Raw genomic sequence first — 15193 nt, forward strand, 5'->3', positions numbered from 1 at the left:
AAATACCCGAGCACACCGAACGGCCCCTCTCCCTTCAGGGAGAGGGGGGCTTGTCCGTGCCGAGAAAGGTTTTGGCGCCAATCGGAAACTTCGTGGTAGCCGGCTAACGCCGAAACACCCGAACACACCGAACGGTCCCCTCTCCCTTCAGGGAGAGGGTTAGGGAGAGGGAGCGGAGTTGAGCCGACACGCCGTCGCCAAAGGGAAACACGGTTCGCGACAGGCAACAAAAAAGCCGCCCCAAAGGGCGGCTTCGTGTCATTCACCAAGTACTCAAAGCACCTGCCGCAAAAAGCTCTGCGCCCGAGGATCGGCCGGCTGTTCGAAGAACTGCGCCGGCGGCGCGTCTTCCAACAACTTGCCGTGGTCAAAGAACAGCACGCGGTCGGCCACTTCGCGGGCGAAGCCCATTTCGTGGGTGACGCAGACCATGGTCATGCCTTCCACTGCCAGGGCCTTCATCACGTCGAGCACCTCGCCGACCATCTCCGGGTCGAGCGCCGAGGTCGGCTCGTCGAACAGCATCACCTTCGGCTCCATGCACAGCGCGCGGGCGATGGCCACGCGCTGCTGCTGGCCGCCGGACAGGCGCGAGGGGTACTCGTTGGCCTTCTGGCCGATACCGACCTTGGCCAGCAGCGCCTTCGCCTTCTCCTCGCGCTCGGCCTTGCCGCGCTTGCGCACCACCTTCTGCGCCAGGCACAGGTTCTCCAGCACGGTCATGTGCGGGAACAGGTTGAAGTGCTGGAACACCATGCCGACTTCGCGGCGGTAGGCGTTGATGTCGGTCTTCGGGTTGGCCAGGTCGACGCCGTCGATGCTCACCGAGCCGGAGTCGAACTCCTCCAGGCCGTTGAGGCAGCGCAGGAAGGTGGACTTGCCCGAGCCGGAGGGCCCGATCACCACCACCACCTCGCCCCTGTCCACGCGGGTGGTCACGTCGTCCACCGCGCGCACCACGTGGCCGCGGGTGTCGAACACCTTGGTCAGGTTGCGGACTTCAATCACTTTGTCCGAGCCTCCGTTCCAGCCGGCTCGCCATATGCGACAGCGGCAGGTTGATGACGAGGTAGAGCGCGGCCACGCAGAACCAGATCTCGAAGGTGGAGAACGAGGTGGTGATGGCCTCGCGGCCGCTCTTGGTCAGTTCGGTGATGGCGATCACCGAGACCAGCGAGGTGTCCTTGACCAGGCTGATGAACTGCCCGGCCAACGGCGGCAGCACGCGCTTGAAGGCCTGCGGCAGGATCACGTGGCGCATCGACTGCGCCGCGCTCAGGCCCAGGGAGCGCGCCGCCTCGTCCTGGCCGCGGGCGATGGACTGTACGCCGGCGCGGACGATCTCGGCCACGTAGGCGCCGGTGAACAGCGCCAGCGCGGCCACCCCGGCGAACTCGCGGGACAGGTTGAGCACGGTGCCGATGAAGAAATAGAAGATGAAGATCTGCACCAGCAGCGGCGTGCCGCGCACCAGCTCGACGTAGAGCGTCGAGAGGTCGTGCAGCGTGGGGTTCTTCGACAGCCGGCAGAGGCCGGTGAACAGGCCGATGGCCAGGCCGATCGCGCCGGAGACGAAGGAGATCCACAGCGTGGTCCACAGGCCCCAGGCCAACGGGCCCGCGGCCCAGTGGCGCTGCACGCCGACCACGTCGCCTTCGCCGACGTCGTCGTTCTCGGAGAACTGCAGGCTGTCGCCGGCCACGTTCAGCACCTGCTGTTTGCCGTCGTCGTCGACCAGGGTGACGCGGGCCTCGCGGCCGGAATCCTCGATCTTCTCCACCCGCGAGACGGCGTCCGCACGTTGCGGTTCCTCCGCCTGGTAGGCGAAGTACTGGGGAACGCGGTTCCAGCGCCACTCGTAGGAAATCAGCGAGGTGGAATACCAGATGGCCAGGCCGATCAGCAGGAGGATCAGCGCGGTCAGCCCATGCCAGGGCCAGGTGGGGCGTTTGCTTCTAGTCACGTATCTTTACCGTGAAAATGCGAACGCGCAGGCCGGGGCCTGCGCGTCGGGTCGAACAGCGTCGGACGCGGATTACTCCATGTCCTTCAGCCAGTCGGTGCTCTTGAACCACTTATCGTGCAGACGATCGTAGGTCCCGTCCTCGTGGATCTGCTTGAGGAAGTTGTTGATCCAGTTGATCGAGTCGTAGTCGCCCTTCTTCAGGCCGAAGGCCAGCGGTTCGTAGGTGAACGGCTGGTCGAGGAACACCAGCTTGCCGGCGCCGAACTTGCCGACCGCGACCACGTTGTAGGGCGAGTCGTAGATGAAGGCGTCGGCCTTGCCGTTGACCACGTCCATGACCGCCTCGGGCTCGTTGTCGAAGCCGTGGTACTGGGCCTTGGACAGCTGCTTCTTGGCGACGAACTCGCCGGTGGTGCCGATCTTCGAGGTGATGCGGTACTTGGCGTCGTTCAGGTCCTTGTAGGACTTGATGGTGCCTTCCAGCTCCTTGCGGATCAGCAGGGTCTGGCCGACCACGATGAAGGGATCGGAGAAGTTGACCCGCAGGTTGCGTTCCTGGGTCAGGGTCATGCCCGAGCCGATCATGTCGAACTTGTCGGTCAGCAGCGCCGGGATGATGCCGTCGTAGCTGGTGGAGACCAGCTCCAGCTTGACGCCCATGGCCTTGGCCATGGCCTTGAGCAGGTCGACTTCGAAGCCGACGATCTGGCCACGCTTGTTGGTCATCTCGAACGGCATGTAGGTCGGGTCCATGCCCACCCGCAGGCTGCCGCGCTTGACCGCTTCGTCGATGGCGCCGGCTTGCGCCGCGTTCACGCCGACCAGGGCGCAGACGCCCAGCAGCAGCGATGCCAGATACTTTTTCATTCCCCACACTCCCAGACAGTCGAAATTGAGTCGTGCGCACGTCGGCACGGCATCCAGCTGCGGTCTTTATGCCGCGCGAAGCCTCGCCGGGCGCTGAAGGGTGCGAATCCTACCCTCTGTCGCCGTCCGTCGGGAGTCTTTCTGGATCGATGGCGCAGGTTAGCAGCAGTAAAGCGCCGGGAAAACCGTTGCAAGGCGTTGCCACTCCCCGCCTGGCGACGGGGAGCGGCTCGCGGTCAGGACTGCGCGGCGGGCAGGCCCACGCCGGCGCCGGCCGGCGGCGCCAGCGGCAATGCCGGGCTGTGCGCGTCGGCCTGCACCGACTTGCGCCAAGGCTCCAGCCAGTTCTCGTGGCCGCCTTCCCACACCTGCAGGTGCAGGCGCGAGAGCGCCACCGGGTCGCTCAGCAGGGCCAGGCGGGCCTCGCCGACGACGGCCTGCGGGCCGCCTTCCAGGGCCTGCTGCACGCGCCGCTGGCGCGCCGCCTCGATGGCCTCGGAGCGCGCGTGGCGCGCGGTGCCCATGGCGCAGGCCAGGGCGTTGAGCAGCGGGTCGGAAACGCTGCGGACGAAGCCGTCCTTCAGCGCCTGCCAGCGGTTCTGGTAGGTGTACTCGTCGGTGGAACGCAGCTCGCGCGGGGTGTCGTATTCCTCGGGGATGAGGAACAGCTTCTCGTCGCGCGAGGCCAGGCCCAGGTTGACGCGGCTGGTGATCACCGACACCGGGATGGACAGCATCAGCGAACCGACGATGGGCGACAGCCACCACAAAAAGCGCGGGTTCAGCCACACCACCAGCAGCGCCCAGGCCAGGCCCAGCAGGGTCTGCATGCCGTGGCGGCGCAGCGCCTCGCTCCACGGCGTGGCGTCGTCGTCACGCTGCGGCGACTTCCACTGCGCTTCCCAGCCGAGGAACGCGGCCAGCACGAAGCGGGTGTGGAAGAGCATGCGCACCGGCGCCAGCAGCACCGAGAAGAGCATCTCCAGGAGCATGCTCAGGGTGACCTTGACCACGCCACCGAAGGCCTTGGCGCCCTTGGCCCAGATCAGCATGACGCTGAGCAGCTTGGGCAGGAACAGCAGGGTCAGGGTGGTGGAGAACAGCGCGATGGCCTTCTCCGGGTGCCACTGCGGCCAGATCGGGAACAGCTGGCGCGGCTCCAGGAAGTACTGTGGCTCCATCAGCTGGTGCACCGCCAGCAGCGCGGTGGACAGCACCAGGAAGAAGAACCACAGCGGCGCCGACAGGTAGGACATCACCCCGGTGAGGAACACCGCGCGGTGCACCGGGTGCATGCCCTTGACCAGGAACAGGCGGAAGTTCATCAGGTTGCCGTGGCACCAGCGGCGGTCGCGCTTGAGCTCGTCCAGCAGGTTCGGCGGCAATTCCTCGTAGCTGCCCTCCAGGTCGTAGGCGATCCATACGCCCCAGCCGGCGCGGCGCATCAGCGCGGCCTCGACGAAGTCGTGGGAGAGGATGGCCCCGGAGAACGAGCCCTTGCCCGGCAGCGGCGCCAGGGCGCAGTGCTCGATGAAGGGCTTCATGCGGATGATCGCGTTGTGGCCCCAGTAGTGCGACTCGCCCAGCTGCCAGAAGTGCAGGCCGGCGGTGAACAGCGGGCCGTACACGCGGGTGGCGAACTGCTGCATGCGCGCATAGAGGGTGTCCATGCCCGAGGCCTTGGGCGCGGTCTGGATGATCCCCGCCTCCGGGTTGGCTTCCATCAGCCGCACCAGCTTGGCCAGGCAGTCGCCGCTCATTACGCTGTCGGCGTCCATCACCACCATGTACTTGTACTGGCTGCCCCAGCGCCGGCAGAAGTCGTCGATGTTGCCGCTCTTGCGCTTCACCCGGCGACGGCGGCGGCGGTAGAACAGCTTGCCGAAGCCCTTGGTCTCCTGGCACAGCTCGATCCAGGCCTGCTCCTCGGCCACGGCGATGTCGGCCTGGTAGGTGTCGCTGAGGACGAAGAAGTCGAAGTGCTCCAGCTCGCCGCTGGCCGCCACCGACTCGAAGGTGGCGCGCAGGCCGGCGAAGACCCGCGGCACGTCCTCGTTGCAGATCGGCATGACGATGGCGGTGCGCGCGTCGGCCGCGATCGGCTCGTTGCCGGCGCTGCTGCCGGAGATGCGGTAGCGGTCGCGGCCGCTGAGCAGCTCCCAGAAGCCCATCAGCGCGGTCCAGAAACCGGCCGAGACCCAGCAGAAGAGGATGGCGAAGAGCAGCAGCACGCCGAACTGGATCAGGTACGGCAGCACCTGCTGCAGGGTCTGCAGCCAGGTCTGGCGGTTGATCTCTTCCAGGTCGATCAGCGCCCAGCCCTGGTACGGCAGGATGCCCTTCATGTAGTAGGTGGCGATGCTGGTCTGGCCGAGCATCAGCAGCAGCAGGATCATCCGGCGCAGCGAGCCGACCCGCTGCCAGCGCGCCTTGGGCAGGTCGCGCACGGGCTTGGACGGGTTGCCGCGGCCGAGCAGGCGGCGCCAGCCGCGCACCAGCACGTTGGTCCGCCAGGGTTCGGGCAGCACCTTGGTGCGCTGGATCGGCGGCGCCGCCTTGAGGTAGGCGCGGCCGTTGTCGTCCAGGCCGAGCATGCCGGTTTCCTGCAGCTCCTGGCCGTAGCCGAGCAGCAGGCGCGGGCCGATGGAGCCCAGCGCCGCATCGTCGGTGGCGACCGGCTCGGTGCCGGCCTCCTCCGCCAGGCGCTGGTGCAGGTCACTGAAGGAAGCGCTGCGCGCCAGGCGCTCGCGCCCTTCCGCGGTCAGCGGAAGGTGCTCGAGGTATTCGCCCAGCGGAGCCTTGTGGGTGGTCGTGTTATTCATCGGCAGGCAGCTGGTAGCTCCAGGTTTCGGACAGGGTCTGTCCATCTTTGACCAGGGCCGCACGCATTTCGGTCGGCTTCTTCGGATCCTTCACCTTGATCCGCAGGGTCAGGCGCCAGCCCTGGGTCACAGGGTTGTAGCGCAGGTTGTTTTCCTTGACCTCGGCGTTGTCGTCGGTGCTCACCTGGGTGGTCACCGCGGCGTCGGCCGGCAGGACCTTGAGGTTGGCGCCCTCGAAGTCCACCACCAGGGCGGTGCTGCCGTCGGGCTGGCGGATCAGGTTGGCCTGCTTGACGTCACCCACCGAGCGCAGGGTCTGCTTGACCTGGGCGACCTTCTGCGAGTGCAGGGCGTCCTCGTCCATGGTCCAGTGCATGCGGTAGGCGTATTCCAGCGGCTGGCCGGCCTCCGGGCGTTTCTCCGGGTTGAAGAAGGCGACGATGTTGTCATTGGTCTCGTCCGGGGTGGGGATCTCGACCAGCTCGACGCTGCCCTTGCCCCAGTCGCCGCGCGGCTCGATCCACAGGCTCGGGCGCAGGTCGTAGCGGTCGTCCAGGTCTTCGTAGCGGCTGAACTCGCGGCCGCGCTGGAGCAGGCCGAAGCCTTTCGGGTTCTCCACCGCGTAGCTGCTCACCGACAGGTGTTTCGGGTTGTTCAGCGGGCGCCAGATCCACTCGTCGTTGCCGGCATGGATCTGCAGGCCGGTGGAGTCATGCAGCTCCGGACGGAAGTTGTGCTGCTCCGAGGGCTGGTTGGAGCCGAACAGGAACATGCTGGTCAGCGGCGCCAGGCCGAGCTTGGTGACCTTGTCGCGCAGGAACACCTTGGCCTGCACGTCGACCACGGTGTCCTTGCCGGGGCGCAGGACCAGGCGGTAGGCGCCGGTGGCGCGCGGCGAGTCGAGCAGGGCGTAGATCACCAGGTGCTTGTCCTGGGGCTTGGGCTTCTCGATCCAGAACTCGCGGAAGCGCGGGAACTCCTCGCCGGAGGGCAGCGCGGTGTCCAGCGCCAGGCCGCGGGCGGACAGGCCGTAGACGTGGCCCTTGCCGACCACGCGGAAGTAGCTGGCGCCGAGGAAGGTGGCGATCTCGTCGAGCTTGTCGGCCTTGTTGATCGGGTAGAGCACGCGGAACCCGGCGTAGCCGAGGTCCTTGGTGGCATTGGCGTCGAACTGCAGCGTACCGAAGTCGAAACGCGCGGGATCGTACTTGATCTCCTTGACGCTGGTGGCCGTCACCTCGTTGATCTTCACCGGGGTGTCGAAGTGCATGCCCTGGTGATAGAAGCTGAGCTTGAACGGCTCCTTCTCGTCGGCCCAGTAGGCCTTGTCCATGCGGAAGCGGATCTGCTGGTAGTCGGCGAATTTCATCTCGCTGAATACCGACGGCAGGTTGCTGGTCGGCGCGCTGTACTTCTCGCTGGCCAGCTTCTTCGCCTCGCCGGCGACGTCATCGATGGTGAAAGCCCAGGCGTGAGAAGCGCCCAGGGCCAGGAAAGCGGAGCCGACCAGCATCAGGTCGCGCAGGAAATTACGGGAAGCGGTGTGTTGAACGGAACGAAAAATCACGAGTCCCCCTCGTCCGTGAACTTGAAAAAACCAAGGCCGACCCTGGCAATGCCAAAGTGCCGGCGATTGAATTCCGACCCCGGTGAGCCCGAATGATTCCCCGCGATTGCGAAGAACCCTTGCCCGGCCTTGTGGCCTGGGCTTCCGGGGAGCCATTGTTCTAGTCGCATGCGAGTTGCCATCATCCTGCGGCCCGATTACGGACTGCCGCCTGTTCACGCCTCCAGAAGAAAGGTCACCGGCCCGTCGTTGACCAGGTGGACCTGCATGTTGGCGCCGAACCGGCCGGTAGCGACCAGCGGATGACGGGCTCGTGCCTGATCCACGAGATGTTCGAACAACTCGGCGCCCCGGGCTGGCGGCGCCGCGCTGGAAAAGCTCGGCCGCAGGCCCTTGCGGGTGTCGGCGGCCAGGGTGAACTGCGAGACAAGCAGCAGGCCGCCGCCGACATCGCCCAGAGAAAGGTTCATCTTACCTTCAATATCGGCGAACACTCGATAGTTAAGCAGCTTGTGCAGCAGCCGCTGGGCGCTCGCCTCGTCGTCCTGGGGCTCCACGCCGACCAGCGCCAGCAGGCCCTGGTCGATGGCGCCGACGATTTCCCCGTCGACTTCCACCCGCGCGGCGCTCACCCGCTGGATCAGCCCCTTCATTCGGCCTCCGGGGGCAGGTTCAGCAGGCGCCGGCCGATTTCGTTGGTGGCGCGCACCAGGGCATCGGCGATGCCCGGCTCGCTGGCGGCGTGGCCGGCGTCGCGGACGATCTGCAGCTCGCTGTTCGGCCAGGCCTTGTGCAGCGCCCAGGCGTTGTCCAGCGGGCAGACCACGTCGTAGCGGCCGTGCACGATGACGCCGGGCAGGTGGGCGATGCGGTGCATGTCGCGCAGCAGTTGGTCCGGTTCGAGGAAGGCAGCGTTGACGAAGTAGTGGTTCTCGATGCGGGCGATGGACAGCGCGCGGTGCGGATCGCTGAAGCGGTCGACCACCGCCGGGTTGGGCCGCAGCGTCGCGGTGCGCCCTTCCCAGGTGGACCAGGCGCGCGCGGCGTGCATCTGGGCGATCTGGTCGCTGCCCACCAGGCGCTTGCGGAAGGCCTGCATGAGGTCGCCGCGCTCGTCCGCCGGGATCGGCGCCAGGTAGTCCTCCCAATAGTCGGGGAACAGCTGGCTGGCGCCCTCCTGGTAGAACCAGCGCAGATCCTGCGGGCGGCACAGGAAGATGCCGCGCAGGACCAGGGCGTGGACGCGCTCGGGGTGCGTCTGGGCGTAGGCCAGCGACAGCGTCGAGCCCCAGGAGCCGCCGAACAGCACCCATTTCTCGATGCCCAGGTGCTGGCGGATGCGCTCCATGTCGGCCACCAGGTGCCAGGTGGTGTTGTCGTCCAGGCTGGCGAAGGGCGTGGAGCGCCCGCAGCCGCGCTGGTCGAAGGTGACGATGCGGTACAGGTTGGGGTCGAAGAAGCGCCTGGACAGGGCGTCGCAACCGGCACCCGGGCCGCCGTGCACGAAAAGCACCGGCAGGCCGTCCGGTATGCCGCTTTCATCCACATAAAGGACGTGCGGTTCATCGACGGCCAGCTGGTGCCGGGCGTAAGGCTTGATTTCCGGATACAAAAGCTGCATGGCGCACTCCTGAATCTTTACGTACGGTCCGTCCCTCGACCGGATACCATCCCTTGCGTGTCCGGCATGATACCTGTGCCCGCGCAAAACCGATAAAGGAGTTCACTCGGGATGCCGAGGAAGTTGTATCTTTGCCTGCTGTGCGTCATTTGTCTGCTGGGCGGGTGCAGCAGCGACTCCCCCCAGGACCAGTTGAACGACGCGGTGCGCCAGCTGCAGCGCAACCTCGACGAGCGCGCCACCAGCGCCGTGCTGGCGCAACTGCACGAGGATTTCCGCGCCCAGGGCGAGTACGACCGCGACTGGGTGCGCCGGACCCTGGCGCAGCTGTTCGTCCAGCAGCCGCGGGTGCGCTTCATCACCCTGGGCCGCATCAGCCGCGTCGACCGCAACTATGCCGACGTCGGCCATACCCGGGCGGAACTGGCGCTGACCGGCGGCGACGACCTGCTGCCCGAGCGCAGGCGCAACCGCCCCTACAGCGTAAGCCTGGAATGGCGACGCGACGGTGACACCTGGAAGCTGGCGAGGCTCGACTGGCGATGAACCCACTGCAACACCGCATCCGCGCCGCCGGCCTGCTGGTCCGCGAGCAGAGCATCCTGCTGGTGCGCCACGAGGTCGACGGCGACGTCTACTGGATTCCCCCGGGCGGCGGCTTCGAGTCGCACAGCGACCGATCGACGCGCGACACCGTGAAGCGCGAATGCCGCGAGGAAACCGGGCTGGATGTGGAGGTCGGGCCGCTGGTGTACGTCCGCGAATTCGCCGAGCCGCTGGCCGGGCGCTTCCACATGGAGCTGTTCTACCGCGTCGACGCCTGGCGCGGCGACCTGAGCCTGGACAACCTGCGCGGCCTGGGCGGCGACGAGTTCGCCATCCACGAGGTGGCCTGGGTGCCGCGCGCCGACCTGACCGCCCTGCCCTCCTTCTATCCCGCCGAGCTGCTCGACGACGTCTGGGAACGCCTGGCCGCGCCGGCGCCGCTGATCCGCCACCTGGGCCTGCAGGTATGAAACGCCGCTGGCTCCTGCTGCTCGCGGCGCTGCTGGTCCTGCCGATGCTATTGCCGGAACGCCCGGTCATCCCGGTGCAGGGCGCCAGCCAGCGCGACTGGAACCGCCGTTCGTTCTGGTACGAGCCCTGGGGCATTTCCGGGGTGCACAAGGGCATCGACATCTTCGCCGACGCCGGCGCCCCGGCGCTGTCGCCGGTGCCGGGGCTGGTGCTGTACCGCGGCGAGATCGGCCTGGGCGGCAAGGTGGTGCTGATCCTCGGGCCGAAATGGCGCCTGCACTACCTTGCGCACCTGCAGGCCTGGAACGTGGCGCCGCTGCAGCCGGTGGGCCGCGGCCAGGTGGTCGGCGCGGTGGGCAGCTCGGGCAACGCCGCCGGCAAGCCGCCGCACCTGCACTACGCGGTGCTGTCGCTGCTGCCGCGGCCCTGGGCGGCCACCGACGAGACCCAGGGCTGGAAGAAGATGTTCTTCGTCGACCCCGGGCAGTTCCTCCTGGCGCGCTGAACGGCGAACTTTGGAAACACTCCCGGCGTGGCCGCGGGGCGCGCGTCTGCGCTACGGTGCCGGGCTCACCTTCATTCCGAAAAGGAGTTCGACATGCTGGCCAGGCCCCTCGCCCTGCCCCTGCTGCTGTGCCTCGCCCTGCTCGCCGGCTGCGGCAAGGACGACCCGCAAGCCGCCCTGGAAGCCGCCGTGCAGCAATTGCAGGCGAACATCGAAGCGAAGAAGACCGGCGCCGTGCTCGACCAGTTGGCCGACGACTTCCGCGCCCAGCAGGTCAACGACCGCGACTGGGCCCGGCGCACCATGGCGGTGCTGTTCCTCCGTCACCAGAAAGTTGGCGTGCTAGCCCCGGCGAAGAACAGCTGGATCGACCCGGCGGTCTCGCGCCGCGGCTACACCGAGGCCAAGGTCGGCCTGACCGGCGCCGAGGGGCTGATCCCCGACAGCGCGCGCCTGTACGACGTGAAGCTGGAGTGGTGGCTGGAAAACGGCGAGTGGAAGCTGGCCCGGCTGGATTGGGAATGACCGCGCGCCCCGCGCCGAGGTGCTCTTCGTAGGAGCGGACCTTGTCCGCGATAGCCTGGCGTATCGGCGCGATTCGCGGATGAGATCCGCTACGCCGCCCCACCCACATCGACCCCATGTAGGAGCGCGCCCTGCGCGCGATTCGCGGGCAGGGCCCGCTCCTACAGGTTGTCGGGAAGCACGGTATTCCTCCCCCGTAAGCGGACCTTGTCCGCGATAGCCGGACATACCGGCGCGATTCGCGGATGAGATCCGCTCCTACGCTGCCCCACCCACGCCATTCCCCTGTAGGAGCGCGCCCTGCGCGCGAAATCGCGGGCAGGGCCCGCTCCTACAGGTTGTCGGGAAGCACAGTATTCCTCCCCCCGTAGGAGCGGACCTTGTCCGCGATAGCCGGACGAACCGGCGCGATTCGCGGATGAGATCCGCTCCTACGCCGCCCCACCCACATCGTCCCCATGTAGGAGCGCGTCCTGCGCGCGATTTCGCGGGCAGGGCCCGCTCCTACAGGTTGTCGGGAAGCACGGTATTCCTCCCCCCGTAGGAGCGGACCTTGTCCGCGATAGCCGGACATATCGGCGCGATTCGCGGATGGGATCCGCTCCTACGCTGCCCCACCCACGCCATTCCCCTGTAGGAGCGCGCCCTGCGCGCGATATCGCGGGCAGGGCCCGCTACGCCCTCCACCCGTAGGATGGATTGAGCGAAGCGATACCCATCCTACGAAAAGCATCTCGGCAAGCGCCGTGCGCGGGCGTTTCGTCAACGGCCGTAACGCTCCCGGCCCCAGGCCAGGAAGGTCTCCAGCATCTTGCGCAGCACCTCGGCGGTCGGGGCGGCCAGGTCTTCGCGGTAGGCGAAGGGCGCCTGTTCGTCCATGTAGTTGCACTGCGCGAGTTCCAGCTGTACCGCGTGCACGTGCTGCCCGGGCTGGCCGTAATGGCGGGTGATGTGGCCGCCCTTGAAGCGCCCGTTGAGCACGTGGCTGTAGCCCTCGGCTTCGGCGCACACCGCCTGCAGGCACTCGGCGAGGTCCGCCGGGCAGCTGTTGCCGGAGTTGGTGCCGATGTTGAAGTCCGGCAGCTTGCCGTCGAACAGGTGCGGGATGTGCGAGCGGATCGAGTGCGCGTCCCACAGCAGCGCGTAGCCGAACTCGGCCTTCAGCCGCGCCAGCTCCTCGGCCAGCGTGCGGTGGTACGGCGTCCAGACTTCCGCCAGGTAGCGCGCGCGCTCTTCGGCCGAGGGCGCCTGGCCTTCGTGGAACAGCGGGCGGCCGTCGAACAGGGTGTCCGGGTAGAGGCCGGTGGTGGCGGTGCTGTACAGCGGCTTGTCGTCGGCCGGGCGATTCAGGTCGATGACGTAGCGCGAGTAGTTCGCCGCCAGGGTGCTGGCGCCCAGTTCGCGGGCGAAGTCGTACAGGCGCGGGATGTGCCAGTCGGTATCGGCCAGTTCCTTCGCCTCGTCCACCAATCCGGCTTCCACGGCCGGGGTCAGGCGCGTGCCGGGGTGCGGCATGCTCACCAGCAGCGGCACGCGGCCGCGGCTGAAGCTCAGTACGTTATCCACAGGAGACTTCCTCTGCGTGACGGATGATGCGCTTGGGCAGGTCGCCGCCGAGCCAGTAGGCCAGCTCGGCCGGGCGCTGGATGTCCCAGGCGACGAAGTCGGCGAGCTTGCCCGCCTCCAGGCTGCCGTGGTCGGCTTCCAGGCCCAGGGCGCGGGCGGCGTGCAGGGTGACGCCGGCCAGCGCTTCTTCCGGGGTCAGGCGGAAGGCGGTGCAGCCCATGTTCAGCATCAGGCGCAGCGACAGCGCCGGCGAGGTGCCGGGGTTGAGGTCGCTGGCCAGGGCGATGGCCACGCCGTGCTTGCGCAGGGCGTCCATCGGCGGCAGCTGGGTTTCGCGCAGGACGAAGAAGGCACCCGGCAGCAGCACCGCGACGGTGCCGGCCCTGGCCATGGCGATGGCGTCTTCCTCGGTCATGAATTCCAGGTGGTCGGCGGACAGCGCCTGGTAGCGCGCAGCCAGGCTGGAACCATGCAGCGACGACAGTTGCTCGGCGTGCAGCTTCACCGGCAGACCCAGCGCCTTGGCGGCCTGGAACACCCGCTCGACCTGCGCCGGGGAGAACGCCAGGTGCTCGCAGAAGGCGTCCACCGCATCCACCAGCCCTTCCTGCGCCAGCGCCGGGAGGATTTCCGCGCAGATCAGCTCGATGTACTCGTCCGCACGCCCGGCGTATTCCGGCGGCAGGGCGTGGGCCGACAGGCAGGTGGCGCGCACCGTCACCGGCAGCACCTCGCCCAGGCGCCGCGCCACGCGCAGCATCTTGCGCTCGCTGGGCAGGTCCAGGCCGTAGCCGGATTTCACTTCCAGCACGGTCACGCCATCGGCCAGCAGCGGCCGCGCGCGTTTGATGGCGCTGGCTAGCAGTTCTTCCTCGCTGGCCTCGCGGGTGGCGCGCACGGTGCTAGCGATGCCACCGCCGGCCGCTGCGATCTCCGCGTAGCTGGCGCCTTGCAGGCGCAGCTCGAATTCGGCGCTGCGGTCGCCGCCGAACACCAGGTGGGTGTGGCAGTCGATCAGCCCCGGGGTCAGCCAGGCGCCGCCCAGGTCGTGGCTGCGCTGCACCTCGTGCAGCGGTAGCTCAGCGTGTGGGCCGATCCAGTGGATGCGCGCGCCCTCGGTGAGGATCGCGGCGTCCTCGATGATCGAGTACTTGCCGCCGGCCATGGTGGCGGCGTGGCAGTTGTGCCAGAGCTGTTTCATTGCAGTCTCCCGATGCTCGCGCCGACGTTCTGCAGCGCCCGGCGGTCGGCCAGCAGCGCGGCGGCGCGGGCGATGTCCGGGGCCAGCCAGCGGTCGGCGTCGTAGGCCGGCACCTGCTCGCGCAGCAGTTCCCAGGCACGCTGGGTGCCGGCGCCGAAGCGTTGTTCCTTGAGGAATTCGAAGGCCTGGGCGGCCAGCAGGTATTCGATGGCGAGAATCTGCTGGCAGTTGCCGATGCAGCGGCCGAGCTTGAGCGCGGCGCTGGTGCCCAGGCTCAGGTGGTCTTCCTGCAGGCCGGAGGTGACGTAGTTGTCGACCACCGCCGGCTGCGCCAGTTGGCGGTTCTCGCCGGCCAGGGCGGCGGCCACGTACTGCACGATCATCATCCCCGAGTTGACCCCCGGCTGGCTCACCAGGAACGCCGGCAGGCCGCTGACCAGCGGGTTGATCAGGCGGTCCAGGCGGCGCTCGGCGACGCCGCCCAGCTCGGCCACGGCGATGCACAGCAGGTCGGCGGCCATGGCCACGGACTCGCCGTGGGGGTTGGCCTGGGACACCACCCGGTAGTGCTCGGGCGTGCCCAGCACCAGCGGGTTGTCGTTGGCCGAGTTGAGTTCGATCTCCACCTGGCGCGCGGCGTGGGCCAGTTGGTCGCGGCAGGCGCCGTGGATCTGCGGCATGGAGCGCATGCTCAGGGCATCCTGGGTGCGGATGCCGCGGCTGCTGGCGAGCACTTCGCTGCCGTCGAGCAGCGCGCGCAGGTTCTCGCCCACCAGCTGCGCGCCGGGGTGCGGCTTGAGCGCGAGGATTTCCGCGTCGAAGGCGTCGGTCTGCCCGCGCAGGGCCTCGAAGCTCATGGCGCCGATCACATCGGCCCAGTGCGCCAGGCGCGTCGCGTCTTCCAGGGCCAGGCAGCACAGGCCGGTCATGCAGGGCGTGCCGTTGACCAGGCTGAGCCCGTCCTTGGCGCCCAGCTCCACCGGCGCCAGGCCCTCGGCGCCCAGCGCTTCGGCGGCGCTGACGATGCGCCCCTGGTAGCTCACCTCGCCGACGCCCAGCAGGGCCACGCCGACGTGGGCCATGTGCGTCAGGTAGCCCACCGAGCCCTGGGCCGGCACGCGCGGGGTGATGCCGCGGTTGAGCAGTTCCAGCAGGGCCTGCACCACGCGGCGGTGCAGGCCGGACTTGCCGAGGCTGTAGTTGGCGATGGCGACGCAGACGATCGCACGCGTCTGCTCGTCCTTCAGTGCTTCGCCGACGCCGCAGGCGTGGCTGAGCAGGGTGTTGCGCGACAGCTGGGCCAGTTGCTCGCCTTCGAGCACCACGTTGCACAGGGCGCCGAGGCCGGTGCTGATGCCGTAGGCGCGCTCGCCGCGTTCGACGATGCGCTCGACGATGCCGCGGGCGTTGTCGATGCGCGCCCAGGCCGCCGCCGAAAGCTCCAGGCGCGCGCCATGGCGGGCCACGGCGACCACGTCCTGCCAGTGCAGGGGCGCGTCGCCGAAGGTGATGATGGAAGCGGAGGACATCGAAACT

General features: G+C 68.0%; 14 protein-coding genes. 4 read left to right on the forward strand and 10 right to left on the reverse strand.

The genetic code is table 11. The features are described 5' to 3' along the window. Window positions 1–273 precede the first annotated feature (273 nt). From PcP3B5_RS28350 to pip, 7 genes are all read right to left on the reverse strand, one after another. The gene (locus tag PcP3B5_RS28350) at window positions 274–1008 is read right to left on the reverse strand and encodes an amino acid ABC transporter ATP-binding protein (RefSeq protein WP_043268418.1); all 735 of its coding nucleotides are present in this window, start codon (window positions 1006–1008) and stop codon (window positions 274–276) included. Next, window positions 1001–1963 carry an amino acid ABC transporter permease gene (locus tag PcP3B5_RS28355; RefSeq protein ID WP_009613709.1) on the reverse strand — a complete coding sequence of 321 codons (963 nt, stop codon included), beginning with the start codon at window positions 1961–1963 and terminating at the stop codon, window positions 1001–1003. Before PcP3B5_RS28355 ends, PcP3B5_RS28350 begins: the two co-directional genes overlap by 8 nt. 72 nt (window positions 1964–2035) lie before the next feature. Beyond that, window positions 2036–2833 carry a transporter substrate-binding domain-containing protein gene (locus tag PcP3B5_RS28360; RefSeq protein ID WP_043268415.1) on the reverse strand — a complete coding sequence of 266 codons (798 nt, stop codon included), beginning with the start codon at window positions 2831–2833 and terminating at the stop codon, window positions 2036–2038. A gap of 236 nt (window positions 2834–3069) precedes the next feature. After that, complete coding sequence (gene mdoH, locus PcP3B5_RS28365) at window positions 3070–5655, reverse strand: glucans biosynthesis glucosyltransferase MdoH (RefSeq protein ID WP_061563007.1); 2586 nt, start codon at window positions 5653–5655, stop codon at window positions 3070–3072. Further along, on the reverse strand, window positions 5648–7222 hold the full coding sequence (locus PcP3B5_RS28370; RefSeq protein ID WP_009613713.1) for a glucan biosynthesis protein G: 1575 nt from the start codon (window positions 7220–7222) through the stop codon (window positions 5648–5650). The genes mdoH and PcP3B5_RS28370 overlap by 8 nt, the downstream gene beginning before the upstream one ends. Window positions 7223–7437: 215 nt before the next feature. Beyond that, window positions 7438–7875: a D-aminoacyl-tRNA deacylase gene (gene dtd, locus PcP3B5_RS28375; RefSeq protein ID WP_009613714.1), complete on the reverse strand. Its 438-nt coding sequence runs from the start codon at window positions 7873–7875 to the stop codon at window positions 7438–7440. After that, a complete protein-coding gene (gene pip / locus PcP3B5_RS28380; protein ID WP_009613715.1) occupies window positions 7872–8843 on the reverse strand; it encodes a prolyl aminopeptidase in 972 nt (323 codons plus the stop codon). The genes dtd and pip overlap by 4 nt, the downstream gene beginning before the upstream one ends. Window positions 8844–8954: 111 nt before the next feature. Between pip and PcP3B5_RS28385 the strand changes: the two genes are divergently transcribed. The 4 genes from PcP3B5_RS28385 to PcP3B5_RS28400 all read left to right on the forward strand — a co-directional run bounded on the left by PcP3B5_RS28385 (window position 8955) and on the right by PcP3B5_RS28400 (window position 10890). Next, entirely contained in the window at window positions 8955–9389 is a 435-nt protein-coding gene (locus PcP3B5_RS28385) for a hypothetical protein (protein ID WP_061563008.1), read from the forward strand. Beyond that, on the forward strand, window positions 9386–9859 hold the full coding sequence (locus PcP3B5_RS28390) for an NUDIX domain-containing protein (RefSeq protein ID WP_061563009.1): 474 nt from the start codon (window positions 9386–9388) through the stop codon (window positions 9857–9859). The genes PcP3B5_RS28385 and PcP3B5_RS28390 overlap by 4 nt, the downstream gene beginning before the upstream one ends. Further along, window positions 9856–10365, forward strand: a complete 510-nt coding sequence (locus PcP3B5_RS28395) for a M23 family metallopeptidase (RefSeq protein WP_058070761.1) — start codon at window positions 9856–9858, stop codon at window positions 10363–10365. The genes PcP3B5_RS28390 and PcP3B5_RS28395 overlap by 4 nt, the downstream gene beginning before the upstream one ends. Window positions 10366–10458: 93 nt before the next feature. Beyond that, a complete protein-coding gene (locus PcP3B5_RS28400) occupies window positions 10459–10890 on the forward strand; it encodes a hypothetical protein (protein ID WP_061563010.1) in 432 nt (143 codons plus the stop codon). Window positions 10891–11652: 762 nt separating this feature from the next. Here PcP3B5_RS28400 and hutG read toward each other — a convergent pair. The 3 genes from hutG to hutH are packed head-to-tail and all read right to left on the reverse strand — an operon-like array spanning window position 11653 to window position 15186. Beyond that, window positions 11653–12456, reverse strand: coding sequence for an N-formylglutamate deformylase (hutG, locus tag PcP3B5_RS28405; RefSeq protein WP_061563011.1), 804 nt, complete (start codon window positions 12454–12456; stop codon window positions 11653–11655). After that, complete coding sequence (hutI, locus tag PcP3B5_RS28410) at window positions 12449–13657, reverse strand: imidazolonepropionase (RefSeq protein ID WP_058488132.1); 1209 nt, start codon at window positions 13655–13657, stop codon at window positions 12449–12451. Before hutI ends, hutG begins: the two co-directional genes overlap by 8 nt. After that, window positions 13654–15186 carry a histidine ammonia-lyase gene (hutH, locus tag PcP3B5_RS28415; protein ID WP_058070764.1) on the reverse strand — a complete coding sequence of 511 codons (1533 nt, stop codon included), beginning with the start codon at window positions 15184–15186 and terminating at the stop codon, window positions 13654–13656. Before hutH ends, hutI begins: the two co-directional genes overlap by 4 nt. Window positions 15187–15193 lie beyond the last annotated feature (7 nt).

This window comes from Pseudomonas citronellolis (assembly GCF_001586155.1).
GTDB lineage: Bacteria > Pseudomonadota > Gammaproteobacteria > Pseudomonadales > Pseudomonadaceae > Pseudomonas > Pseudomonas citronellolis.